23 protein-coding genes and 1 tRNA gene are annotated in these 21,908 nt (G+C 63.7%); 11 read left to right on the top strand and 13 right to left on the bottom strand.

The genetic code is table 11. The annotated features are described in order from the left end of the window. Positions 1–101 precede the first annotated feature (101 nt). Positions 102–350, bottom strand: a complete 249-nt coding sequence (locus WG907_RS18290; RefSeq protein WP_340231820.1) for a beta-barrel domain-containing protein — start codon at positions 348–350, stop codon at positions 102–104. A 45-nt stretch (positions 351–395) separates the two neighbouring features. On the opposite strand from WG907_RS18290, the gene WG907_RS03365 reads away from it, so the two are divergent. Then, complete coding sequence (locus WG907_RS03365; RefSeq protein ID WP_340231179.1) at positions 396–890, top strand: hypothetical protein; 495 nt, start codon at positions 396–398, stop codon at positions 888–890. Between the two features lie 16 nt (positions 891–906). Here WG907_RS03365 and WG907_RS03360 read toward each other — a convergent pair. Continuing rightward, positions 907–980 (bottom strand) — tRNA-Gly (locus tag WG907_RS03360). Between the two features lie 113 nt (positions 981–1,093). Here WG907_RS03360 and WG907_RS03355 point away from each other — a divergent pair. The 3 genes from WG907_RS03355 to WG907_RS03345 all read left to right on the top strand — a co-directional run bounded on the left by WG907_RS03355 (position 1,094) and on the right by WG907_RS03345 (position 4,248). Beyond that, positions 1,094–2,026 carry a LysR substrate-binding domain-containing protein gene (locus WG907_RS03355; RefSeq protein WP_340231819.1) on the top strand — a complete coding sequence of 311 codons (933 nt, stop codon included), beginning with the start codon at positions 1,094–1,096 and terminating at the stop codon, positions 2,024–2,026. 91 nt (positions 2,027–2,117) lie between these two features. Further along, complete coding sequence (locus WG907_RS03350) at positions 2,118–3,233, top strand: DUF47 family protein (protein WP_340231178.1); 1,116 nt, start codon at positions 2,118–2,120, stop codon at positions 3,231–3,233. A 13-nt stretch (positions 3,234–3,246) separates the two neighbouring features. Beyond that, positions 3,247–4,248, top strand: coding sequence for an inorganic phosphate transporter (locus WG907_RS03345; protein WP_340231177.1), 1,002 nt, complete (start codon positions 3,247–3,249; stop codon positions 4,246–4,248). Between the two features lie 270 nt (positions 4,249–4,518). Here the strand turns inward: WG907_RS03345 and WG907_RS03340 are convergent, their stop codons facing one another. Next, positions 4,519–5,367, bottom strand: a complete 849-nt coding sequence (locus WG907_RS03340; RefSeq protein WP_340231175.1) for a cold-shock protein — start codon at positions 5,365–5,367, stop codon at positions 4,519–4,521. Positions 5,368–5,592: 225 nt separating this feature from the next. Here WG907_RS03340 and WG907_RS03335 point away from each other — a divergent pair, with 225 nt between their 5' ends. Genes WG907_RS03335 through WG907_RS03325 form a run of 3 tightly spaced genes read left to right on the top strand, consistent with a single transcriptional unit; the run spans position 5,593 to position 7,440 of the window. Further along, positions 5,593–6,210, top strand: a complete 618-nt coding sequence (locus WG907_RS03335) for a ribonuclease D (protein ID WP_340231174.1) — start codon at positions 5,593–5,595, stop codon at positions 6,208–6,210. A gap of 19 nt (positions 6,211–6,229) precedes the next feature. After that, positions 6,230–6,880, top strand: a complete 651-nt coding sequence (locus WG907_RS03330; protein ID WP_340231173.1) for an LPS export ABC transporter periplasmic protein LptC — start codon at positions 6,230–6,232, stop codon at positions 6,878–6,880. Between the two features lie 59 nt (positions 6,881–6,939). Next, on the top strand, positions 6,940–7,440 hold the full coding sequence (locus WG907_RS03325) for an LptA/OstA family protein (RefSeq protein WP_340231817.1): 501 nt from the start codon (positions 6,940–6,942) through the stop codon (positions 7,438–7,440). On the opposite strand, the gene WG907_RS03320 is transcribed toward WG907_RS03325, so the two are convergent. The 4 genes from WG907_RS03320 to WG907_RS03305 all read right to left on the bottom strand — a co-directional run bounded on the left by WG907_RS03320 (position 7,437) and on the right by WG907_RS03305 (position 11,142). Continuing rightward, positions 7,437–8,036: a histidine phosphatase family protein gene (locus WG907_RS03320; RefSeq protein ID WP_340231171.1), complete on the bottom strand. Its 600-nt coding sequence runs from the start codon at positions 8,034–8,036 to the stop codon at positions 7,437–7,439. The two genes, WG907_RS03325 and WG907_RS03320, sit on opposite strands and share 4 nt — an antisense overlap. Beyond that, on the bottom strand, positions 8,033–8,836 hold the full coding sequence (locus WG907_RS03315; protein ID WP_340231816.1) for a 3-deoxy-manno-octulosonate cytidylyltransferase: 804 nt from the start codon (positions 8,834–8,836) through the stop codon (positions 8,033–8,035). Before WG907_RS03315 ends, WG907_RS03320 begins: the two co-directional genes overlap by 4 nt. Positions 8,837–8,841: 5 nt before the next feature. Further along, positions 8,842–9,849, bottom strand: coding sequence for a KpsF/GutQ family sugar-phosphate isomerase (locus WG907_RS03310; RefSeq protein WP_340231170.1), 1,008 nt, complete (start codon positions 9,847–9,849; stop codon positions 8,842–8,844). Positions 9,850–10,143: 294 nt separating this feature from the next. Continuing rightward, positions 10,144–11,142: an NAD-dependent epimerase/dehydratase family protein gene (locus WG907_RS03305; RefSeq protein ID WP_340231169.1), complete on the bottom strand. Its 999-nt coding sequence runs from the start codon at positions 11,140–11,142 to the stop codon at positions 10,144–10,146. A gap of 213 nt (positions 11,143–11,355) precedes the next feature. On the opposite strand from WG907_RS03305, the gene WG907_RS03300 reads away from it, so the two are divergent. After that, on the top strand, positions 11,356–12,492 hold the full coding sequence (locus tag WG907_RS03300) for a GNAT family N-acetyltransferase (RefSeq protein ID WP_340231167.1): 1,137 nt from the start codon (positions 11,356–11,358) through the stop codon (positions 12,490–12,492). Then, positions 12,489–13,358, top strand: coding sequence for a cupin-like domain-containing protein (locus tag WG907_RS03295; RefSeq protein ID WP_340231166.1), 870 nt, complete (start codon positions 12,489–12,491; stop codon positions 13,356–13,358). Before WG907_RS03300 ends, WG907_RS03295 begins: the two co-directional genes overlap by 4 nt. Here the strand turns inward: WG907_RS03295 and WG907_RS03290 are convergent. From WG907_RS03290 to WG907_RS03275, 4 genes are all read right to left on the bottom strand, one after another. Continuing rightward, positions 13,336–14,409: a GNAT family N-acetyltransferase gene (locus tag WG907_RS03290; RefSeq protein ID WP_340231165.1), complete on the bottom strand. Its 1,074-nt coding sequence runs from the start codon at positions 14,407–14,409 to the stop codon at positions 13,336–13,338. The genes WG907_RS03295 and WG907_RS03290 overlap by 23 nt on opposite strands. 101 nt (positions 14,410–14,510) lie before the next feature. After that, the gene (locus WG907_RS03285; RefSeq protein ID WP_340231164.1) at positions 14,511–14,732 is read right to left on the bottom strand and encodes a hypothetical protein; all 222 of its coding nucleotides are present in this window, start codon (positions 14,730–14,732) and stop codon (positions 14,511–14,513) included. 135 nt (positions 14,733–14,867) lie between these two features. Further along, positions 14,868–15,050 (bottom strand): DUF3606 domain-containing protein, encoded by a 183-nt coding sequence (locus tag WG907_RS03280; protein ID WP_340231163.1) that lies wholly within the window; start codon positions 15,048–15,050, stop codon positions 14,868–14,870. A 312-nt stretch (positions 15,051–15,362) separates the two neighbouring features. Further along, a complete protein-coding gene (locus WG907_RS03275; RefSeq protein ID WP_340231162.1) occupies positions 15,363–15,815 on the bottom strand; it encodes an acyl-CoA thioesterase in 453 nt (150 codons plus the stop codon). Between the two features lie 217 nt (positions 15,816–16,032). Between WG907_RS03275 and WG907_RS03270 the strand changes: the two genes are divergently transcribed. Next, complete coding sequence (locus WG907_RS03270) at positions 16,033–17,262, top strand: YceI family protein (protein WP_340231160.1); 1,230 nt, start codon at positions 16,033–16,035, stop codon at positions 17,260–17,262. Positions 17,263–17,323: 61 nt separating this feature from the next. Continuing rightward, the gene (locus WG907_RS03265; protein WP_340231158.1) at positions 17,324–17,605 is read left to right on the top strand and encodes a DUF427 domain-containing protein; all 282 of its coding nucleotides are present in this window, start codon (positions 17,324–17,326) and stop codon (positions 17,603–17,605) included. 12 nt (positions 17,606–17,617) lie between these two features. On the opposite strand, the gene WG907_RS03260 is transcribed toward WG907_RS03265, so the two are convergent. Together WG907_RS03260 and WG907_RS03255 are read right to left on the bottom strand one after the other, a co-directional pair. Then, complete coding sequence (locus WG907_RS03260) at positions 17,618–19,486, bottom strand: ABC-F family ATP-binding cassette domain-containing protein (RefSeq protein WP_340231156.1); 1,869 nt, start codon at positions 19,484–19,486, stop codon at positions 17,618–17,620. 40 nt (positions 19,487–19,526) lie between these two features. Next, positions 19,527–21,797, bottom strand: a complete 2,271-nt coding sequence (locus WG907_RS03255) for a glycoside hydrolase family 3 N-terminal domain-containing protein (protein ID WP_340231155.1) — start codon at positions 21,795–21,797, stop codon at positions 19,527–19,529. Between the last annotated feature and the right edge of the window lie 111 nt (positions 21,798–21,908).

Raw genomic sequence — 21,908 nt, 5'->3', positions numbered from 1 at the left:
GTTCAAGCCGTCGTCGGAAAGCGCTGGCGGGCCCTATCTGCCCATGCCCTTATCCGCAATGCTCGCCACCGGCTCGACAAGCCTTTCCCATTCCTCGATGATCATTCGCGCGGATAGACCAGCGCCCGCTTCTCATCCTCCACCGCATCGCTGCTGATGCTTTCCACGCGTCCGGACACGACGCCGAAACGCGTGAAGGGAAAGGCGGCGATCTTTACCGCGACCTCCTGGCCCGCGCGGACGAAGCCGACATCCTTTGGCGCGCTAGCCCAGAATGGAAGGGCTTGGCCGCTAGCACGCGATCGGTTTGGGGCTTCGCATTCGACCTTATTGAAAGGCGATGGGGCGATAAGCCAATTTCGGTCTGGAACGACCCCCGGATGGTTGGAAAGGTGATGAAGTGGCGCGATGAACGCGCGGCCACCGCCCGCGCCCCCGACACGGGCATCACAGTCCTTCGGGAACTTCTAAAGTTCGGTCGCCTGCGCGGTCGCATCAATATCAATGTCACAGACGGTATTCCCCGCCTCTACAAGGGCGGCGACCGTGCGGCCATCATATGGACCCCGGAGGACATGGAAGCTTTCGGCGGCAGCAAGAGTTTCGGCATGGTCCGCGACAAAGCGAAAATCGTTCATTTCGAGGAGGGCGAGGACGGGGAGCCGGTGGAGCGAGCGAAACATCTGCACGACGTACGAGGAACGTTCTGCACCTATCTCCTGACCGATTGTGAGTTAACGGATGAACAAGCAGCTTTGATCATGGGATGGTCGTCTGCCCGTGTGGGCAAAATTCGCAGCACTTATGTCGACACCGCTGCTGTTGTAATTTCGCTCGCGGAGAGGATGCGAGCAAAGCACGGAGCAAAACAAACCGGGAGCGCAGCCTAGAAACGGCGGAAAAGCGTGGAGCGGGTAGCGGGGATCGAACCCGCATCACAAGCTTGGAAGGCTAGTGCTCTACCATTGAGCTATACCCGCTCGGCAGGCCAAGCGCCCTGCCATCAATCGGCCCCGCTCGTCAATATCGCATTATGGCGGCGCCAGCCAATATCGCCCTTAACCCGGCGCGGCATTTCCTCTATCTGATGGCCATGGCTTCCCCCTCCCTGCGTCAGTTCGACATCTTCGCGCAGATGGTGGCATCGGGAAGCATCATGGATTGCGCGCGGATGCTGGGATTATCGGCCGAAGAGGTCGAACGCGACATCACGTCCCTGGAAATGCGCCTAGGCTATCGCCTGTTCGACCGGACCGTCGCACCGGCGCGCCTGACCCCGGCGGGCCGCAAGACCGCGCAGGTTATGGCGCTGCTATCACAAGGCGATGCAGAGTCGTTCGCACGCGATGCCGCGACCATCGAATCTGCTATCCCCGATCCGCTACCTGCGGCCAAAGCCCCTTCTCATGGCCGCCAAATGATCACGCTGGCCGCGCCGGCCCCCGTCTTCGGTCATTTTCAGGATGCCCTCGCCGCGTTCGAGGAGGCCAATGAGGACATCGCCATCGCGCTCGACCTCAATGTTCAGTTTGCGGAAGACGCGGCGGCGGCTCTTTCCGGGGGCCGGGTCGACATCGCCTATTTTTATGCTCTTGTCGCGCCGGCGGCCTTTCCATCACGTTATGGCTGGTCCGAACAACTTAATCTCTATGTCGGGGAAGAGCATCCACTTGTCCGGTATGCCACCGTTTCGCGCGACGACCTCATGGCGACGTCCATGCTCGCGATGGATCGGCACAACGGCCTGCGCCATGTGATCGACGACGCCCTGGCAGGCGGGCGCATAATATTGGGTCGGGCCGTGCTGGAAACGGATAATATGTTCGACATCATCGCGGGGCTGCGGGACGGGCTTGGCTGTTTCGCCGCTTTTGGGCCGATGGCTCGGGATTTGGGGCGCATGTCGGGCATTCGTCGTCTGGCTCTGGATGCACCGCTCCCGGCGATCGAGGTGCGACAGGCAGTGAACGAGAGCGCGGCGGGCAAGGCCGGGGTTCAGGCGCTGGCGGACTATCTGTTCCTCTAACCTGCACCAATTGCGATATGTGACAATTTCGTTACAAGGCGCGGATGCGGGGCAAGGGACCAATGATCGGCGGGGCGGACGAGCCTCGATAATGCGCCAGATCGCCGCCCTGCCCTATGCGACCGATCCCGACGGGTCGATGCGCATCCTGCTCATCACGTCACGCGATACGCGGCGCTGGGTGATTCCCAAGGGCAACCGGATCAAGGGGCTGGCGGGCCATCGCGCCGCCGAGATCGAAGCCTATGAGGAAGCCGGCATCCACGGCATTGCCTGTCCCGCCCCGCTTGGCCGATATCGATATGAAAAGCGACGGCGCAACGGCGGGGCGCGCGAAGCGACGGTCGAGGTTTTTCCGCTAGCGGTCACCGGCCAGTTGAAGCAATGGCCCGAACAGGGCCAGCGCGAACTGCGCTGGTTCCCGGTGGCGGAGGCGGCGCGCGTCGTCGACGAACCCGACCTGCAATCGATCATCGCGGCGTTCCGCGAACCCCCGACCGATCCCGGATGGTTTTTCCGCATGCTGTTGTGGATCCGGGATAAACGAACCGAAAGGACTGGAATGCTGCGCTGGTTTCAGGCGTTGATGCCCAAACAGGGGCGCTTCTTCGATCAGTTCGAAGATCATGCGGCGATGCTGGTCGCGGGCGCCGACGCGCTCGCCCGCCTGCTCAAGGGCGGCCCGGATATGGACCGCCACATCCAGGAAATTTCGGACCGCGAGCATGAGGCGGACGACATCATCCGCGACGTGCTGCAGGATGTGCGCCGTATTTTCGTGACGCCGTTTGACCGGAGCGCCATTACCGGCCTGATCGGCGTGATGGACGACGCCATCGACCAGATGAACCAGACCGCCAAGGCGATCGCGCTGTTCGAGGTCAAGGCCTTCGCGCCGCAGATGCAGGATATGAGCGCGCTGATCGTCGAATGCGCGCGCATCACGTCGGAAGCGATGCCGCTGCTGCGATCGCTCAATATAAATTCGGCGCGGCTGCACGAACTGACCGAACGGCTGGTCAAGCTCGAAGGCCATGCCGACTCGCTGCACGAAGCGGGCCTCAAGGCGCTGTATCAACAGGCGCGCAAAGGCGACACGCTGGATTTCGTGGTGGGCAACGAGATTTATTCGCATCTCGAAAAAGTGACCGACCGGTTCGAGGATGTCGCCAACGAGATTTCCGGCCTCGTCATCGACCACGCCTGAGTCAGGACTGGTCATGGACGCTCATCTCGCTTTCCCGCTGCTCGTCGCGCTGATCGGAGTCGCGCTCGCCTTCGATTTCCTCAACGGCCTGCACGACGCCGCCAATTCGATCGCGACCATCGTGTCGACCCGCGTGCTCAAGCCGCAATATGCCGTCGCCTGGGCCGCCTTCTTCAACTTCATCGCGTTTCTGTTTTTTGGCCTGCATGTCGCGGAAACGGTCGGCAAGGGGATCGTCGACGCCAATATCATCGACCCGCAGGTGATTTTCGGTGCGCTGATGGGGGCGATCGCGTGGAACCTCATCACCTGGGCGCTCGGCATTCCTTCCAGCAGCAGCCATGCGCTGATCGGCGGGCTGCTGGGCGCCGGCACCGCGAAGGCCGGCTTTTCCGCGATCGTGTGGACCGGCGTGTTCAAGACCAGCGCGGCGATCGTGCTGTCGCCGGCCATCGGCCTGCTGCTCGCGCTATTGCTGGTGCTGATCATCAGCTGGATATTTCGCCGGTTCACGCCGCAGGGTGCGGACCGGGTGTTCCGCAAGCTTCAGTTGATTTCCGCCGCGTTCTATTCGCTTGGGCATGGCGGCAATGACGCGCAAAAGACGATGGGGATCATCGCCGTCCTGCTCTATTCGCAGGGCATTCTAACCGGCGACTTCCATGTGCCGCTGTGGGTCGTGATCTCCTGTCAGGCGGCGATGGGCCTGGGCACCTTGCTGGGCGGATGGAAGATCGTCCATACGATGGGGTCGAAGATCACGAGGCTGACGCCCGCGCAGGGCTTCTGCGCGGAAGCGGGCGGCGCGATCACATTGTTCCTTTTCACCCATCTGGGCGTGCCCGTATCGACGACCCATACGATCACCGGCGCGATCGTCGGCGTGGGCGCATCGCGGCGGCTGTCAGCCGTGCGGTGGAACGTGGCGTCGAGCATCATCGTCGCCTGGGTCGTGACGTTGCCCGCGGCTGCGCTGATCGGCGCAAGCTTTTATGGGCTGACCCGGCTGTTTTGAAGGGGCAAGCCGCTTCCTCATTGTGACTGAGGTAATATTGAAGTGCATTGAATGCGACTTGCGGCGGGATGTTTCCCCGGCGCATGCCGGAGAACGATATCGGCCCAAAGGAGCCATGCTCCGTGATTTGAACATCGGGGGCCGATCAACCTCTGTCACCCCGTGTTGAGCGGGCGTCGCGCGAGCGGAATATGCAGCGCACAAAAAAAGGGTCGCCGGGCAAGGCGACCCTTTTCCTATTCATTCGGCCTCCGACCAAGGCCGCGCCCGTCAGTCTGCCTTGGTTTGCAGATTGACGGCGGCATATTTACCGCGACGATCGACTTCCAGCTCGAAATCGAGGCGGTCGCCTTCGTTGAGCGCGCTCATGCCGGCGCGTTCGACGGCGCTGATGTGCACAAAGGCGTCGGGCTGCCCGTCATCGCGCTGAATGAAGCCGAAGCCCTTCATCGCGTTGAAGAATTTGACCGTACCACTGGAGCGTTCGCCGGTAAGCTGGCGCTGCGGGCCGCGATCGCCACCAGGGGCGGCGCCGAAACCACCAGCACGAGGCTCGCGCGCTTCACGCGGCGGACCGCGATCGGTGACGGGTAGCGGTTCGCCTTCGATCTTGAGGTCCGTCGCCGACACCTTGCCGCCGCGATCCACAAGCGTGAAGCCAAGCTGCTGTCCTTCGGCGAGGCCGGTCAGACCGGCTTGCTCGACCGCGCTGATGTGCACGAACACGTCCTCGGCACCGTCATCGCGAACGATGAAGCCGAAGCCCTTCTGGCCATTGAAGAATTTGACGACACCCGTGCCTTCGCCAACGACCTGGGCAGGCATGCCGCGACCACCGCCGCCGCCGCCGCCGAAACCACCGCCACCGCCGCCGCGGAAACCACCGCCCCCGCCAGCGCCGCCGCCAAAGCCGCCCCCACCGCCGAAGCGATCACCGCCGCCGCCGCCGCCGAAACGATCACCGCCACCGCCGAAACCACCACGATCACCGCCAAAGCCGCCGCCACCGCCGAAACGATCACCGCCGCCCGCGTTGCCACCACCGTAGAAATTATCCTCGCCGAAACCGTCGCGCTTGTCCTTGCCGCGACCGCCGCGGCGCCCTCTATCAAAACTCATGCCCTGTTAGTCACTTTCGCTTCGCCCAAGACAAAACCGGACAAACATGTCGGGCGAATGACATGCACAATCCACCGCAACTGTGCGGTTTGGGAATCACTATATCAAGTTTTCCGGGCAGCGCGAACGATTTTAGCCCGATTGTCGCCATATTCGTCACCCCGCCCTGGAACATCGGCGAAAGCGCGCATTGAGTATTGGCGGTTTTGCCCATAGAGGGACGGCATGACCGTATATTTCCACGAAGAAGACCTGCCCGAAGGCGTCCTCGCCGCCGGCCCCATCGCCATCGACACCGAAACAATGGGCCTTATCACGCCGCGCGACCGCCTGTGCGTCGTCCAGATCAGCGACGGTCAGGGTCATGAGCATCTGGTGCGATTCGGGCCGAAAAGCGATTATGCCGCGCCCCATCTCAAAGCTGTGCTGGCCGATCCCGAACGCCTTAAACTCTATCATTTCGGCCGGTTCGACATCGCCGCCATCCGCCATTATCTGGGCGTGGTCGCCGCGCCCGCCTATTGCACCAAGATCGCGTCCCGCCTTATCCGCACCTATACCGATCGCCATGGCCTTAAGGAACTGGTGCGCGAACTGCTGGGGCAGGAACTGAGCAAACAACAGCAAAGCTCCGACTGGGGCGGACCTGTGCTGTCGGATGCGCAGAAGGAATATGCCGCGTCCGACGTGCGCTATCTCCATGCCCTGCGGGAAGAGCTGAACCGGCGGCTGGTGCGCGAAGGCCGCATGGAATTGGCGCAGGCCTGTTTCGATTTCCTGCCGCATCGCGCCGAACTGGATCTGGCGGGCTGGCCCGAGATCGATATCTTCGCGCATATGTAAGGGACGGGAAGCGTCGTTCATGTCCATTCAGGCCGATCAGCAACGCCATGCGCGACGCCACTGGGCGCGGCCGGGCGGCAGGCATGACCGGCTGGTCCGGGCGCTCAAAAATTATCTGCCCATGGCTGTCGGCGCGCTGACGGCCTTGCTCGCGACCGCGCCCTTCACCGGCGGCGACAAGGTCAGCTTCGTCCTAGACAAGAACAAGGTCGAGGTCGCCAGGGAACGCATGCGCGTGTCGGAAGCGCTGTATCGCGGCCAGGACAGCAAGGGGCAGCCCTTTTCCCTGCGCGCCCGTTCGGCCGTGCAGAAAAGCTCGCGCGAGCCATTTGTGGATCTCAACGATATGACCGCCCGCATTTTGCTGAGCGACGGGCCCGCGGTGCTCAATGCGCAAAAGGGGCGCTACGCCATGGAAACGCAGCGCATGGCGATCGTGGGGCCGGTGCAGTTCGAATCGGCGGGCGGCTATCGGCTGACAACGCGCGACGTGGGCATCGACCTGCAATCGCGACGGATGCGCAGCGCCGGCCGGGTGGATGGACGCATGCCGATCGGCACGTTCAGCGGCGATCATCTGGAAGCCGACATGAACGCGCGCACCGTTACGCTGAATGGCCGGGCCAGCTTGCGCATCGAACAAAATGGCCTCAAAGGGCAGAAACGATGAAAAGCCCGTATCGCCTGATCGCCCCTGCCTCGCTCATTGTCGCCGCTGTTGCAGCGGCGATGGCCGCCGCGCAGGCCCAAGGGGTCAAAAATCACGACAGCAACGCCCCTGTGAACTTCACCGCCGACCGGATCGAGGTGCAGGATCGCGCCGATCGCGTGGTCGTGTCCGGCAATGTCGTCGTGAACCAGGCGGGTATGACGCTGACGGCGGCGCGCATGACGGTCGCCTACCGACAGCAACGCGGGGCGGGTGCCGGGGCCAACAATGTCGAGGTGGACCGGATCGACGCGTCCGGCAATGTCGTCGTGACCAAGGCCGATCAGCGGGCGCGCGGCAATGTCGGCATTTATGATCTCAACAGCCGGATCATCACCATGCTCGGCAATGTCGCGCTCGATCAAGGTGCGAACCATTTGACCGGCGGGCGGCTGATCATGGATCTGAACTCCGGCCGATCCACGGTGGACGGCCGTTCGTCGGGTGGCGGGAGCGGCGTTGCGGGCGGCGGCGGTGGCCGCGTGTCGGGCACCTTCTCCGTTCCCCAGCGTAATAATTAGGACAGCGGGCGCTCGTCCCAGCGGATCAGGCGAACCGTACCGCCGCCTTCTACGGACAACTCGCCGAACGCGCCTGTGCGCAGTTTGAGCGACACAAGCGGCAAGCCCAGCGCCAGCAGCGCGAATCGCGCCGCGCCATTGCTGGTCACGAGCAGGTCGCTGCCCTCCCCCGGCTCGGCGAAATAGGCGCGCCACGCGGCGATGCGCGACTCCGCGTCGACGCGCCAGCCCGAGGGCGCGATGCCCTTCTCGTCCCACGCAATCAGCGCCTGCGGACCGAGCCGGGCGAGTGTCTCGGCTTCGGAACGGCCTTCATCAGGGCCGTGATCGATCTCGTTCAGCCAGGACATCGCGCCATCTATCGAGTGGCCAATCGCCGCGCCGATCCGGTCGGCTGTTTCGCGCGCGCGCAGCAGCGGGCTGGAGAGCAAGCGGCGAACGGTCAATCCTTCCGCCGCAAACCACTTGCCGAGCCGATCGGCCTGGACTCGGCCGCTCGCTACCAGCGGAATGTCGGTGCCCGCGCCGATCCGGCGGGCGCTGGCGCTGCTTTCGAACGTATTGCCATGGCGGATGACGAAAACCCGACGGGTCATGGCAGTGGCGGCGTCGGATCGCCATGAGCTGCGATCAGTCTCTCGACGCGCGTGATATCGGCCTGGGTATCGATGCCGGAGCTGTCGAACGAGGGTGGATCGACGCGCACCGTCATAATGGAAATGCCCAGTTCAAGCAGGCGCAGCTGCTCCAGCCCTTCAAGCTGTTCCATCGCTGACGGCGGCTCCGCCTCGAACCGCTCCAGCGCGTCCAGGCGATAGCCATAAAGGCCCACATGGCGCAGCACCGGCGAAAGAGGCTGGCTTGTCCGCAGGGCGCTTTCGCCGCGAATGGCGGGGATGATCGCCTTGGAAAACCACAGCGCGCGACCGTCGGCGGCGCAGGCGCAGGTCGTCCCGCTGAAGGGCGAGCGCCGCTTATGATCGCGCAGGGCGTCGAGCGCCGGCCAGTCGAGCGCGATCACCGGGGTCGCGACATGAGCGCCAGCATCCAGCGCTGCGACGACCGCGCCCAGCGCGCCTTCCGGCTGGAAGGGCGAGTCGCCCTGCAGGTTGACGACGAACCGGGGAGGCTGCGCGCAGCCGCGAGCGGCGGCCAGCGCGCGGCCCGATCCGGTGGCGATACCATGGTCGGTCATTACCGCCTCGCACCCGGCCGCCCGGGCATGATCGGCGATCTCATCGTCATCGGTTGCCACGACCAGGTCGATATCGGACAGGCTCCGTGTCGCCGCCCGTGCCATGGCGATCGTCCGGTGCAACAAGCTACGACCCGCGATCATGGCCAGCGGCTTGCGCGGCAAGCGGGATGATCCCGCCCGCGCGGGGATGACGACCAGAGTGGTCAGGCGACCCCGGCGTGGAGCAGATCATGCATATGGACGGCGCCCACCACCTTGTCGCGCTCGCACACGAACAGCAGCGTGATATTACGCTCATGCATCAGCCGCAGCGCTTCGGATGCAAGATCGTCCGGCTCTATGGCGAGCGGCGTCACGGTCATGAACTGCTCGATCGGCTCATTGAGGTTCCGCTTGCCGGTGACGGTGCGGCGAAGGTCGCCATCGGTGAAGGCACCGATAAGCCTGGTCTCATGATCGACGACCGCTGTGCCGCCAAGCCGGGCGCGGGTCATCTCGATGGTCGCGTCGAGCAGCGAGGCATCGCCGCGCACCATCGGCACGGCGTCCCCATTGGCCATCAGTTCGCGCACCTTGATGAGTTGTGCGCCCAGTCGGCCATTGGGATGGAATTTGTGAAAATCGTCGGCCGAAAAGCCGCGCATTTCCATCAGCGAAATGGCCACCGCATCGCCAAAGGCCATCTGCACGGTGGTCGATGTCGTTGGCGCGAGCGAATTGAGGCATGCCTCGCGCACGGCGGGCAGGCGAATGCAAATATCCGCCGCCGCCGCCACGGTGCTGCGCGACTGTGCCGTCATCGCAAGCAAGGGGATCGCGAAGCGTTTGCAATAATGGATAATCGGACCCAGTTCGGTCGATTCGCCCGAATGGGACAGCATCAGCACGACGTCATCGGGCGTTATCATGCCCAGATCCCCATGACCCGCATCGGCGGGATGCAGGAAAATGGCAGGCGTTCCGGTAGAGGTGAGGGTCGCCGTCATCTTGCGGGCGACGATCCCGCTCTTCCCGATGCCCGTCACGATGACGCGGCCGCGAATTTTCATGAGGACGCCGATGAGGCGAACGAATGTAGCGGCAAATTCACTGTCGGCGAACTGCGCTTCGAGCGCGTTGAGTCCGCTCGCCGCGATGGACAGGCTGCGGCACGCCGTTTCCACAATGCGCCCCCCGGACCCTAGAGGCACGATCTTCGTTGCTGTCGACACGCATTTGCCCTTTTTTCCGCGCCATCACTGGCTTACGCCAGCCGAAGGACACGGGAACGGATTGCCGCATTCGGCCTGCCGTTCCTTCCCTTGTTCCGCGACCTGCGCATTCGTCTTTGGGAATGCTGTGGACCGTCTACGCCGTTTCAGAGACTTATGGCAATCTCTTTCGCAACTGCGAACACTCGCATCGCAACGGTTTTCCACCGTTAAGCCACAATTTTCAACGGCGAACCGTCCTGTTTCGAGGATCAGCCGCTTTGATTCCGGCTTCGTGCAGTTCTTCTATTTGGCTTATCGGGCATGATAATCGCGATACCAGGATACGAATCGGGGGACGCCCGTTTCGATGGATGTTCCCGCCGAAAAGCCGACGTCCCGGGCGATGGCGCTGATGTCGGCAAATGTCGCCGTGACGTCGCCAGGCTGCATCGGCTGAAAGTCTATATGCGCTTTGCGCCCACAGGCATTTTCGAGAACCTCGATGAGATGCATCAGCTCTTCAGGCCTGTTATTGCCGATATTGTAGAGCCGGTGGGGCGCGCGGCTGCCCCCGGCCTTTATCGCGCCATCATCCGCCGGAGCATGATCGAGGCAGCCGATGACGCCCCGCACAATATCGTCGATATAGGTGAAATCGCGCTGCATCCGCCCGTGGTTGAAAACCGGGATGGGCTCCCCCGACAGAATTTTGCCGGTAAATATCCACATTGCCATGTCTGGCCGGCCCCAGGGACCATAGACGGTGAAAAAGCGCAGGCCCGTCATCGGAATGCGGAACAGATGCGCGTAGGTCTCGCTCATCAATTCGTCGGCGCGCTTCGTCGCGGCATAGAGCGACACCGGATGATCGGCCCTGTCCTCCACACGAAACGGCAGCTCGTCATTGCCGCCATAAACCGATGAGGACGACGCATAGACCAGATGACGCACGCGCCGTTCGCGCGCCAGTTCCAGCATATTGACATGGCCCGCCAGATTGGACCGGACATAGGCATGCGGGTTGACCAGCGAATAGCGCACCCCCGCCTGGGCACCCAGATGGACGATCGCCTCCACGGCGTGGGCGGCGAGCGCGGCGCGCACCGCGTCCATGTCCGCAAAATCCAGCTCCAGGAAGGTGAACAGCTTCCCATGCCGCTGCTGGAGCGCGGCCACCCGGTCCTGCTTGAGCGAAACGGTGTAATAATCGTTCATATTGTCGATGCCGATCACCGCGCGGCCTTGCGCCAGCAGATGGTCGGCAACATGCATGCCGATGAACCCCGCCGCACCGGTAACAAGGATCGTCATGCGGGCGCTCCGTGGGCAATCATGGCCGGACGTTTCGTGATCGCCATGCGGAACATCCCCTGAGTTGCGGCCCGCGATGCGCGAACCTGACCGTGCGACTCACAGCCAATCCGGCGGGCAAAGTAAAGGGGTTATCCCCTTCTGCGCTCGCTCCTCCCCCCACAGGTGCGGTCGTTTAGGCATTCCCTAATCTTTCGGGGCTAAGGCGAGGCGATGGACATGGCATCCCACCCGTCGGCCTTCGCCGCGCGCCCGGCGCCGCCCGCCACCGCCCAACGCGCGCGCTGGGCCGACCTGGCGCTGGATGCCGCCGAACCCAACGCCTTTTACGCGCCCGACATGCTTGGTGCGGCCATCGATCATCTGGCACCGCATGGGGCGGTGCGCCTCATCGAGGTACAGGCGGACGAACGCACGATCGGACTGCTGCCGGTCACGATCGCCCCGCGTCACGGCAGGCTGCCCATCGCCTGCGTCACCAACTGGGTCCACGACCATATTTTTTTCGGTGCGCCGCTGATCCGCAACGGCCATGAAATAGCCGCCTGGCGCGGTATTTTGGCGCAACTCGACAGCGCAAGCTGGGCGCCCGGCTTCCTGCATCTTCAGGGGCTGGACGCCGCCGGGGCCAATGCCGCGGCGCTGGAAGCGCTCTGTGTCGAACAACGCCGAATGCGCCGCGAAATCCACCGTTATGACCGGGCGATGCTGCGATCCGACCTGCCGAGCGACGCCTATTGGGAAACCCATGTCCGGGCCAAGAAGCGCAAGGAAATTCGCCGGTTGCAAAACCGGCTGGCGGAGCTTGGAACGGTTGAAAGCCGGCGACTGGAAAACCCCGTCGACCTGCCGCAATGGTGCGCGGAGTTTCTGCGCCTGGAAGCGTCGGGATGGAAGGGACAGGAAGGCACTGCGCTCGACTGCAAACCAGCGGACGCCGCCTTTTTCCGCTCCGCCTGCGCCGCCGCGCTCGATGCCGGACGGCTTCATTTCCTGCGCATCGACCTTGATGGCCACGCGATCGCAATGCTCGTCAATTTCCGTCATGGCGTGGGCGCTTTTTCCTTCAAGATCGCCTTTGACGAGCAATATGGCCGCTTTTCGCCGGGCGTGCTGATCGAGATCGCCAATCTCCAGGCGGTGCAGGAGGATCCCGGCATTGAGTGGATGGACAGTTGCGCCGCGCCCGACCATCCGATGATCGACAGCCTGTGGGCCGAGCGCCGCACGATCGTCCAATATCGCATTGCCCTGCATGGCGGTGGGATCGCCCGGTTGCGCCGCACCGCCGCCTGCGCGCTCGCCAATGGCGTCGAACGGGCCGCCGCCCGGATGAAAGGACAGGAATGACCGTGCACAGCCCTATAGCCGTCACGCCCGGCCCCGTGTTCCCGAGCGAAGCGCGGACCGCTTTTGCGACTGCCTATCCCGACCGATCGACCAGACTGACCCACGATCTGGTGGGCCACCCCCTGCTGACCGTCGCCAGCCTTGCCGCGCTTGCCGAGCGGCTGCCCGCGTCGAGCGTGGAGTATAATCTGGGCAAGCTGCCCTTAGGGGTGCGGGCCGAAGATACGCCATCGAACGGGCTCAGCCTGCGCGATACGATCCTGACGATCGAAACCAACGGCAGCTGGGCGGTATTGAAAAATGTGGAGCAGGACCCCGCCTATCGGGCGCTGCTCGACGCGGCGCTCGCCGAACTGGAGCCGATCGTTCGCGCCGGCACCGGGGCGATGCTGAACCGGGAAGCCTTCATCTTCCTGTCGTCACCCGGCAGCATCACGCCGTTCCACATGGACCCCGAACATAATATCCTGCTCCAGATCATGGGTCGCAAGACGATGACGGTCTTCCCGGCGCGCGACGACATTCTGGTGCCGCCACAGCAAAGCGAATCCTTCCACAATGGTGGCCATCGCAACCTCGTCTGGCGCGAGGATTTCCGCGCGCAGGGCGAAGCGGTTGCGCTGGTGCCGGGCGATGCTGTTCATGTGCCGGTCAAGGCACCGCATTTCGTCGAAAACGGCCCCGCGGTGTCGATCAGCCTGTCAGTGACATGGCGATCGGAACGCAGCGTGGCCGAGGGCGAGTTGCACAGTTTCAACGCGCTCCTGAGGGGCCGGGGCCTGCCGATCGGCCGGGTCAGCGCGATCCCTGAGAAACAATGGCTGCGCCGTTTCGCCTATCGCGTTATGCGGAAGCTGGGCGCCTGAACAGGCGGCGAAGCAGCGCCTCGGCCTCCAGCCGGAGCTCGAACCGCTCGATCACCCACCATTCCAGCGATTCCTCGCCAGTGGCGAGGCTCTGCTTGTAACGATCCTTGCCTGCAAGCAACGAATAGAGCGCAAGGTCCCTGCCAGCGTAATGGCTTACGGCGGCGGCGTGGCAAAGCAACCCGGGCTTGTCCTTGGGCGAGACCGGGGCAGCGAAGGCGGACTGATAATTCAGCGCCTGCCCGCGATAGACGAAATTCACGAGCAGACCGACAAGACCCCCCGCGTCGGCAAAGCGCAGCAGTTCCACCTCCCCATTGTCGAGTCCGCGCAGACACAAGGCAGTGACAAAGCCACGGAAGGCGACGTCGTCCCACGCATTATCCGCATGCCTGCCGGCGTTGAGCGCGCGCATCTCTTCGATCCCCGCCGCCACCTCGGCCGGGGTCACGGCGCGCGTGATGGATGGCGACGCGCCCCCATGGTCTTTCATGGACCGTCGGATCTGGCTGCGGCTGTTGGCGCTGAGCAGGGCAAGATAATCGCCTCCGCCCGCACGGACCTGGCCAAGGTCGACCTGATAGACCGGCGACCGATCCACCCGGTAACTTCGGTGCGCCTGCAGGGCGAGCAGGGGTGAGGAAGACACGACACCGTTCAGCCGAAAAACGCGCCAGTCGCGCCGATTCGCGATCGCCGCCAGCGTGGCCTGTGCTGCCTCCTCTTCGCGGCCCCTTGCGATCAGCAGGCCATTATATTCAACGAACGGGCGATCGGCGGTGGGATCGCCCGACTGATTGAGACTGAGCGTGGCGGTGCGGCCGAGCAGACGGCGCGTCATCGCATGGCCGACCAGCGCGAGCGCGACATCCTGTCCGTCGCTATCGACCACGGCGAGTAGTTCGGGCGCGACCGGATAGCTGTCGAGCCAGGCGCCGGTCCAGGTCCAGCCAAGGAAGAAGGACCCATCCGCACGCGCTTCCAGCGCACCCCAGCGCGCCGCCAGCGCCAGCCGATCTGCAGCCAGTGAAAAATGCGCGTCGAAAGCCATCGGGCCTTTGTGGCAGAGGCTAGGGCGCGGTCAAGCGCGTCTCTCCATAGGTCGTAATATGGATCGTGCTCGACGAGTGGGCCAAAGCCGGTATCGGCGATCTACCTGATGCGGTCCGCCAGCCCGATGCGACCCGATGGGCGCGCGCCGGCCGTCGTGACCATCACGCCAGCGGCGAAAACGAGGAGCACAATCACGGCTGGCGACATGGGCGCGCCGGAAAATCGGGAATAAAGTGACGCCATGAGGATCGCCAGGCCTGCGACAACGATCGACGCACCGAGCAACAGGCGGAAAGTCTTGGCAGCGGAACCGTAGCGCATCTTTGATGCCCCTTTTGATGGACAGGCTTAAAAAGCGGCACGGCCGCTCGCGTTCCCGCGATTACGCCATCGGGCTAACCTGCTTTAAATATTGTCTGTCCAGTCCGATATTGCGGTTAGAGCGGTCATGTCGGCCTAGTGCTGGCGGCCCAGATAGTCCGCTACCGCTCCGACACTATGGCCGACCGCCTCCACTGCCTGTTCCAGCTGCATTCGGGACACGCTGAAACGATTGGTCCAATATTGAACCTCATAATCCTCCTTGAGCGAAATGCGTTTGGCGTCCGCCGGCGCAGTCCGGCTCTTGTCATCGCTCATCGGATCAACTCCCGGCATCCAGGGTGAGGGGCGGCGCCAATGGATTATATTTCGAGTCTTCGCCTTTGATCTTCTCTGAGGAAGTGGCGGCCCGCGGCGCACCTTCTGCGGGCTGGGGTCTCCGTTCGCCTTCGATAGATCCGGCGGGCGAAGTCGGGGCTGGGTCTTGCGACATGACAATCTCCTTCGATCACCAACGGCTTAATGCGCGGTTGGTGCCAGAGATGCAGGCAATTCATGTTAATGGAATATCCGCCGCCGCCAAAAACGGACCGCGACGCCGATCGGGGTTTTAATACGCCCCGACGGTGCCTAGGCGAGCGAGCCTTCGGCGGGCTGTCGCAGGAAATTGCTTTCCATCGCCTCGCGCAGACTGGGGTCGATCGGGCGTCGCCCTTCCGCGCCGTGGGTGACGACGGTGGTGTCGCAGGTCGCGACGCAAACGCCCTTTTGAAAGGCGGCGGAACTGACGGTCCAGCTTGTCCGCCCGATATGGCCGATCGCGCAGCGCACCTCGAACGGGTAGGGAAAATGGGATTCCTCGACGAAGTTCAGGGCAAGCCCGGCCACCAGCCAGCGAACGCCCTGCTCCTGAGGATGACGTCCCAGATGATGATGGAACCGGATCCGGGCCGTTTCGAAGATGCCCGAAATCGCCACATTGTTGATGTGGCCCATGGTGTCGATATCCTGGAACCGCGTGTCCATGCTCGTGGTGAAACTGTAAGCGTCCGGGTCTAGCCGCCAGGCTTCGGGTTTGGCCATGTCCTGTCTCCGATTGCCCAATGTCTCAATGTCTTACTCTTCGCGGTCGCCGATGCAATCGCAAGGGCAAAATTGGCGAGTATGCGACCTTTTTGGCACAGTGGCGAGGCAGAGACATGGTCGCCGGGTGCAATGTCGCGGCCAACATTCCGAACCACGCCATGGACTTCACGCGTACCGCGCCATAGCATCCGCGCACCAAATTCGGGGACTGCTAATGCCACAACGCTACAGCCTTGCCGCCATCGCCCTCCACTGGCTGATCGCCGCGCTTCTTGCGTTTCAGATCAGCGTGGGCTGGGCATTGGAGGATTTGGGCGCGCGCGGCTTCTCGCTGTTCCAGTTGCACAAGTCGGTAGGGATTTCGGTGCTGGCGCTGACCCTCCTGCGGGTCGCGATCCGATATTGGAAGCCGCGACCTGCCAGGCTGGAAGGCGGATGGCAGGGCATGCTGGCGAGCGCCGTCCATTTCGGCCTCTATATTTTCATGATCGGTGCGCCGCTTACCGGCTGGGCGCTGGTGTCCACCGCCAGGGTCAAGGTGCCGACCCTCATCTTCGGGGCCATTCCGCTGCCGCATCTGCCGCTGCCGATAGCAAGCCACGGCGCGGCGGAGAGCGCGCACGGCCTTTTGGCGTGGGTGGGAATCGCGCTGTTCCTGCTGCACGTCGCGGGAGCGCTGCGCCATCATCTGCTGATGCGCGACGGACTGATCTGGCGGATGATGCCTGCGCGCAATCCGGTGCTCTTGTTTGCACTGCCAGCGCTGATCGTCGTCGGACTGGTTATCGGCAAAGCGATTTTGCCCGCGCCAGCTAAAACACAAGCGCCCGCAACGGCGATAATGAATGAGGCGGAGGAAACGCTGGCCCCCGGCACGACGGAAAACACGGCTGTCAATGCAGCTGACCCGGCGGACAATGCGGCGGTCGCCGTCAAGGACGAACCGATCGGCCCGCCGCCCGCCTGGGCCGTGCAACCGGGGGGCCGAATCGGCTTTTCACTCGGCAATGGGGGCGAGGCGATCAGTGGGTCCTTCGGCAAATGGAGCGCGAAGATCGTGATGGACCCCGCGCATCCGCAGAGCGCGGACATAAAAGTCATGATCGACCTTGCCAGCGCGAGCGTCGGCGACGCCTATAAGGACGGGATGATCACGGGCGACGAGTTTTTCGCCGTGGCGACGCACCCTACCGCGACCTTCACCGCCAAGGGCGCGGAAAAGGCCGGGACGAACGCTTACCGTGCGGCCGGAACTTTGAACTTGAAGGGCCTGTCCAAACCGCAAACGATCCGCTTCACGCTGTCGGGCGTAGGCAAGACGCGCAAGGTCAGCGGATCGGCGACCGTCGCGCGCGGGGCATTCGGCGTCGGCAACGGGGACAGCAGCGCAGGGCTGGACGCTAAGGTCGCGGTGACATTCGTCTTTTCGGCCAAGACGGAATAACCGCTTGTCGACCATCGCCTGCGCACCATCTTACTATCAGTACGGCACAAGGAAGAGCGTTATGACGCAGGCACGATGGAATGGTGCGATCATCGCCCAGAGCGACCATACGGTGATCGTCGAGGGCAATCATTATTTCCCGGCGGAGTCGGTCGACCAGTCCGTGTTACGTCCGAGTGCCACGACGAGCGTCTGCCCGTGGAAAGGAACCGCTCATTATTATTCTCTGTCGGTCGATGGGGCCGAAAACAAGGACGCCGCCTGGTATTATCCCGAACCGAAGTCCGCCGCAGACGAGATAAGAGGACGGATCGCCTTCTGGAAGGGCGTCGAGATTAGCTGACGTTGCGGCCGGTCAGCCAGCTTCCAGCGCGGCCCCGGCCTCCATCCAAACTTGCTCCGCTGCGTCGAGCCTTTTCTCGACCGCGGCACGTTTCACCATCAGTTCCGACGTCTTCATTTTGGCTTCCGCGCCGGTCGCGGATTTGGGATCGAGCAGCGCCGCGTCGATGCGGCCGCGCTCTGTGGTCAGCGCCGTCATTTCCTTTTCAGCGCGCGATACAGCGTTTTTGAGAGCCTTCTGCTTTTCGCGCCATTCCGTCGCACTGCGCTTGTCGGCCTTGCGGTCGGCCTTGGGCGCGTCGCCGCCACCGGCCTGCCCGTCGGTCTTGCGCAGGACGATGTCGGTATAATCCTCCAGGCTGCCGTCGAACGGCTGCGCCGTCCCGCCATCGACCAGCACCAGCCGGTCGGCGACCAATTCGATCATGTGGCGGTCATGGCTGACGATCACCACCGCACCCGAATAATCGTTGAGCGCCTGCACCAGCGCCTCGCGGCTGTCGACGTCGAGATGGTTGGTCGGCTCGTCGAGGATGAGGAGGTGCGGCGCGTCACGGGTGATGAGCGCCAGCGCCAGCCGCGCGCGCTCGCCACCCGACATGGAGCCGACCTTCTGGACCGCCCGCTCGCCCGAAAAGCCGAAGCGGCCAAGCTGCGCCCGCACCGCGCCCGGCGTCGCGCCTTTCATGACGCGGGTCATATGTTCGAGCGGGGTGTCGGTGACGTCGAGTTCCTCGACCTGATATTGGGTGAAATAGCCGACATTCATCTTGGACGAGCTTTGCATCTCACCCTCCATCGGCGCGAGCTGCGCCGCGATCAGCCGGGCGAGCGTCGTCTTGCCATTGCCGTTACGACCGAGCAGGGCGACCCGATCGTCGGGATCGATGCGCAGATTGACGCGGCGCAGGATCGGCACGTCGCCATAGCCGACCGCCGCCATATCCATGGTGATGAGCGGCGGGCGTAGTTCCGGCGGGCTGGGAAAGCCGAAGTGCAGCGTCGGATCCTCGATCGCGGCGGCGATCGGCTGCATGCGGGCCAGCGCCTTCTGCCGAGACTGAGCCTGTTTGGCGGTCGAGGCGCGGGCCGAATTGCGGGCGACATATTCCTGGAGCTTTTCCCGTTCCGCCTGTTGTTTATTGCGAGCGGATTCAAGCTGGGCGAGCCGTTCGGCGCGCTGCCGCTCGAACGCGTCATAGCCGCCGGGATAGAGGGTGACCTTGCCGCCCTCCAGATGCAGGATATAGTCGACGACATTGTTGAGCAGGTCGCGCTCATGGCTGATGACGACCACCGTGCCGCGATAGGCTTTGAGGAAATTTTCCAGCCACATCGTCGCTTCGAGATCGAGATGGTTCGAGGGCTCGTCGAGCAACAGCAGGTCGGGATTGGAAAAGAGCAGCGAGGCCAGCGCCACCCGCATCTTCCAGCCGCCCGAATAGCTGTCGAGCGGGCGGCCCTGCATTTCCTCGTCGAAGCCGAGGCCGACGAGGATCCGGGCGGCGCGAGCCGGCGCGGTGTAGGCGTCTATCGCCGTCAGCCGCTCGTAAATATGGCCCAGGCGATCCGGGTCGTCCGTATGTTCGGCTTCTGCGGTCAGTGCGGCGCGTTCCTTGTCCGCCTCCAGCACGGTTTCGAACGGCGTTGCGGTGCCTGAAGGCGCTTCCTGCGCGATATAGCCCAGGCGCGTGTCACGCGGCATGTCGCAGCCGCCATCGTCGGGATCGAGCTGGCCGATCATCACCTTCATCAAGGTGGACTTGCCCGCGCCGTTACGACCGATCAGGCCGACGCGGCTGCGCGGCGGCAAGGTGGCGCTGGCGCGGTCGAGGATAGTGCGGCCGCCGAGGCGCACGGTGATATTATTGATATTGAGCATGCAGCGCCTTTAGCAGGAAGTCCTGCCAAGGAAAGGCTCGTCAGCCCTTCCCCTGTTCCTGCACATAGAGCGTGAACATGCCATGCAGGCCACCGACCGAGGATTGCCCCAGCCACAGGTCGAATTCGCCGGGCTCGGCGATACGCTGATTGCCCGCGCCGACAAATTCCAGGTCCACGCGTGAAAGGGAGAAGCGCACGGTCCTGCTTTCGCCGGGCTTGAGCGTAACCCGTTCGATCCGCTTGAGCTCCCGGATCGGCCGGGTGCGGCTGGCCACGCGGTCGCGGATATAGAGCTGGACCACTTCGCTGCCTGCGCGGTCGCCACTGTTGGTGAGTTTAGCCGTCACCTCGATCGCCCTGTCCCATCGAAGCGCCGCGTCGGACAATTTGAGGTCGCTCATGGTAAAGCGGGTGAAGGACAGGCCGTGGCCGAAGGGATAGCGCGCGCTGTTGTCGGTGGTGGCGAAGCGGGCCTTATATTCGGTCTGATGCTCGTCGGTCACCGGGCGGCCGGTCGACTTGCGATCGTAGAAGAATGGCTCCTGCCCCGATTCCCATGGGAAGCTGACCGGCAGCTTGGCCGATGGGTCGGCTTTGCCGAAAAGGATGTCGGCAATGGCGTGGCCGGTCTCGCTGCCCAGAAACCATGTCGCGAGCACCGCCTGTGCATTCGCGACCGCGTCGTGCAGCGCCAGCGCACGGCCGTGACGCAGCAGCACGACTACCGGCTTGCCGATCGCTGCGATGGCTTCCGCGAGCTTCTGTTGCGCCGGGGGGAGTTCGATCACGGTGCGCGACTGCGCCTCGCCCGACATATCCTGCGATTCGCCGATCGCGAGCAGAACGATGTCGGCGGCCGTCGCGGCGACGACGGCGCTGGCGATCCCGTCCTCAATATGGTCGCGCACACCGCACCCTTGCACCACGGTCAGCAGCGCCGGATCGGCCATCGCCGCCCGGAGCCCGGTGGCGATATCGACGCCCTGATCTGGGTCGCCGTAAAAGGCCCAGGGACCGTATAGATTGGCCCGGTCGGCACCGAATGGGCCGATCAGTGCGATTTTTTGGCGCTTGCCCGGATCGAGCGGCAGGACGCCGCTATTCTGGAGCAGCACGATCGAGCGGGTTGCCGATTCACGGGCCAGCGCGCGATGCGCCGGCGTCGCGATGCGGGTCGTTTCCGCCTGTGCGTCCAGCGATCGAAAAGGATTGTCGAGCAGGCCGATCGCCGTCTTCACATAGAGGATGCGGCGGACGGCGACGTCGATCGTCGCCTCCGGCAAGGCGCCGCTTTTCACCAGTTCGGGGATGTAGCGCACGAACAGGCCGCTCTGCATGGACATGTCGACGCCAGCGAGAATGGCGAGGCGTGCCGCATCGCGATCATCCTTGGCAAAGCCGTGTGCAACCAGTTCCTCGTCGGCAGTATAGTCTGAAAAGACGAAGCCACGAAAATGCATCTCGCCACGCAGAAGGTCGGTCAGCAATTCGCGATCGGCGGTGGCAGGCACGCCGTTGATCTCGCTGAACGCCGCCATGGTGGTGAGCGCGCCAGCGGCGAAGGCCGCGCCGAACGGCGGCAAGTGGGTCTCACGCAACGTCTCGTCGCTGATGTCGACGCTGCCATATTCGAGGCCGGCCGACACCGCGCCATAGGCGGCGAAATGTTTGGGGCAGGCGAGCAGCGAATCGTCGCGGCGCAGGTCCCGTCCCTGAAAACCGCGCACGCGGGCGGCGGCGAACAGGCTGGTCAGCACCACATCCTCCCCCGCCCCTTCGACCACCCGGCCCCAGCGCTGGTCGCGCGCGATGTCGACCATCGGCGCAAAGGTCAGGTGCAGGCCGGCGGCCGTCGCCTCCAGCGCCATCGCTCGCGCCGTGCGCTGGGCCATTGCAGGATCGAAGCTGGCCGCTTCCGCCAGCGGCACCGGGAAAATCGTTTTGAGGCCATGGATCACATCGCCGGCGAACAGCAATGGGATGCCAAGCCGGCTGTCCTTGACCGCCATCTCCTGTGTCCTACGCGCGCCGGCCACGCCGATGCCGTTGAACAGGCATCCGACGCGACCTTTGCGGATTTCTTCGGCCAGCCGCTTTTCGTCCTGAATGCCCGCCTGCGGGTTGGGTGGATTAAATGGGCGGAAGCTGTCGGCAAGACAGGTCATCTGCCCCGCCTTTTCCTCCAGCGTCATGCGCGCGATCAACGCATCGACGCGCGCGACCTCGTCAGCGGCAAAAGCGCGGCGGGGAGAAGGAAGGGCAAGAGCGCCGATGGCTCCGGCCAGAACGGCGCGACGATCGAATGGCATCATGACGACCGTAGCAGCGACCAGATGAACGCAACTTGTCCGGCATGACGCCCGCGCGGCAGCCATGCAGTCAGCCGGGAGGTGCTGGCCATACTGCTGAAATTAGTTCAG

The organism is Sphingobium fluminis (genome assembly GCF_037723805.1).
In the GTDB taxonomy this organism is placed as follows: Bacteria; Pseudomonadota; Alphaproteobacteria; order Sphingomonadales; family Sphingomonadaceae; genus Sphingobium.
Note: the sequence above shows the minus strand (reverse complement) of the source record. Positions and strands in the feature narration are given on the sequence as shown.

Excerpts from the sequence above, each read along its gene's own strand:
- WG907_RS03365 (WP_340231179.1), top strand. The coding sequence starts at position 396 with ATGAAGTGGCGCGATGAACGCGCGGCCACCGCCCGCGCCCCCGACACG.
- WG907_RS03355 (WP_340231819.1), top strand. The coding sequence starts at position 1,094 with ATGGCTTCCCCCTCCCTGCGTCAGTTCGACATCTTCGCGCAGATGGTG.
- WG907_RS03350 (WP_340231178.1), top strand. The coding sequence starts at position 2,118 with ATGCGCCAGATCGCCGCCCTGCCCTATGCGACCGATCCCGACGGGTCG.
- WG907_RS03345 (WP_340231177.1), top strand. The coding sequence starts at position 3,247 with ATGGACGCTCATCTCGCTTTCCCGCTGCTCGTCGCGCTGATCGGAGTC.
- WG907_RS03340 (WP_340231175.1), bottom strand. The coding sequence starts at position 5,367 with ATGAGTTTTGATAGAGGGCGCCGCGGCGGTCGCGGCAAGGACAAGCGC.
- WG907_RS03335 (WP_340231174.1), top strand. The coding sequence starts at position 5,593 with ATGACCGTATATTTCCACGAAGAAGACCTGCCCGAAGGCGTCCTCGCC.
- WG907_RS03330 (WP_340231173.1), top strand. The coding sequence starts at position 6,230 with ATGTCCATTCAGGCCGATCAGCAACGCCATGCGCGACGCCACTGGGCG.
- WG907_RS03325 (WP_340231817.1), top strand. The coding sequence starts at position 6,940 with ATGGCCGCCGCGCAGGCCCAAGGGGTCAAAAATCACGACAGCAACGCC.
- WG907_RS03320 (WP_340231171.1), bottom strand. The coding sequence starts at position 8,036 with ATGACCCGTCGGGTTTTCGTCATCCGCCATGGCAATACGTTCGAAAGC.
- WG907_RS03305 (WP_340231169.1), bottom strand. The coding sequence starts at position 11,142 with ATGACGATCCTTGTTACCGGTGCGGCGGGGTTCATCGGCATGCATGTT.
- WG907_RS03300 (WP_340231167.1), top strand. The coding sequence starts at position 11,356 with ATGGACATGGCATCCCACCCGTCGGCCTTCGCCGCGCGCCCGGCGCCG.
- WG907_RS03295 (WP_340231166.1), top strand. The coding sequence starts at position 12,489 with ATGACCGTGCACAGCCCTATAGCCGTCACGCCCGGCCCCGTGTTCCCG.
- WG907_RS03290 (WP_340231165.1), bottom strand. The coding sequence starts at position 14,409 with ATGGCTTTCGACGCGCATTTTTCACTGGCTGCAGATCGGCTGGCGCTG.
- WG907_RS03285 (WP_340231164.1), bottom strand. The coding sequence starts at position 14,732 with ATGCGCTACGGTTCCGCTGCCAAGACTTTCCGCCTGTTGCTCGGTGCG.
- WG907_RS03280 (WP_340231163.1), bottom strand. The coding sequence starts at position 15,050 with ATGAGCGATGACAAGAGCCGGACTGCGCCGGCGGACGCCAAACGCATT.
- WG907_RS03275 (WP_340231162.1), bottom strand. The coding sequence starts at position 15,815 with ATGGCCAAACCCGAAGCCTGGCGGCTAGACCCGGACGCTTACAGTTTC.
- WG907_RS03270 (WP_340231160.1), top strand. The coding sequence starts at position 16,033 with ATGCCACAACGCTACAGCCTTGCCGCCATCGCCCTCCACTGGCTGATC.
- WG907_RS03265 (WP_340231158.1), top strand. The coding sequence starts at position 17,324 with ATGACGCAGGCACGATGGAATGGTGCGATCATCGCCCAGAGCGACCAT.
- WG907_RS03260 (WP_340231156.1), bottom strand. The coding sequence starts at position 19,486 with ATGCTCAATATCAATAATATCACCGTGCGCCTCGGCGGCCGCACTATC.
- WG907_RS03255 (WP_340231155.1), bottom strand. The coding sequence starts at position 21,797 with ATGCCATTCGATCGTCGCGCCGTTCTGGCCGGAGCCATCGGCGCTCTT.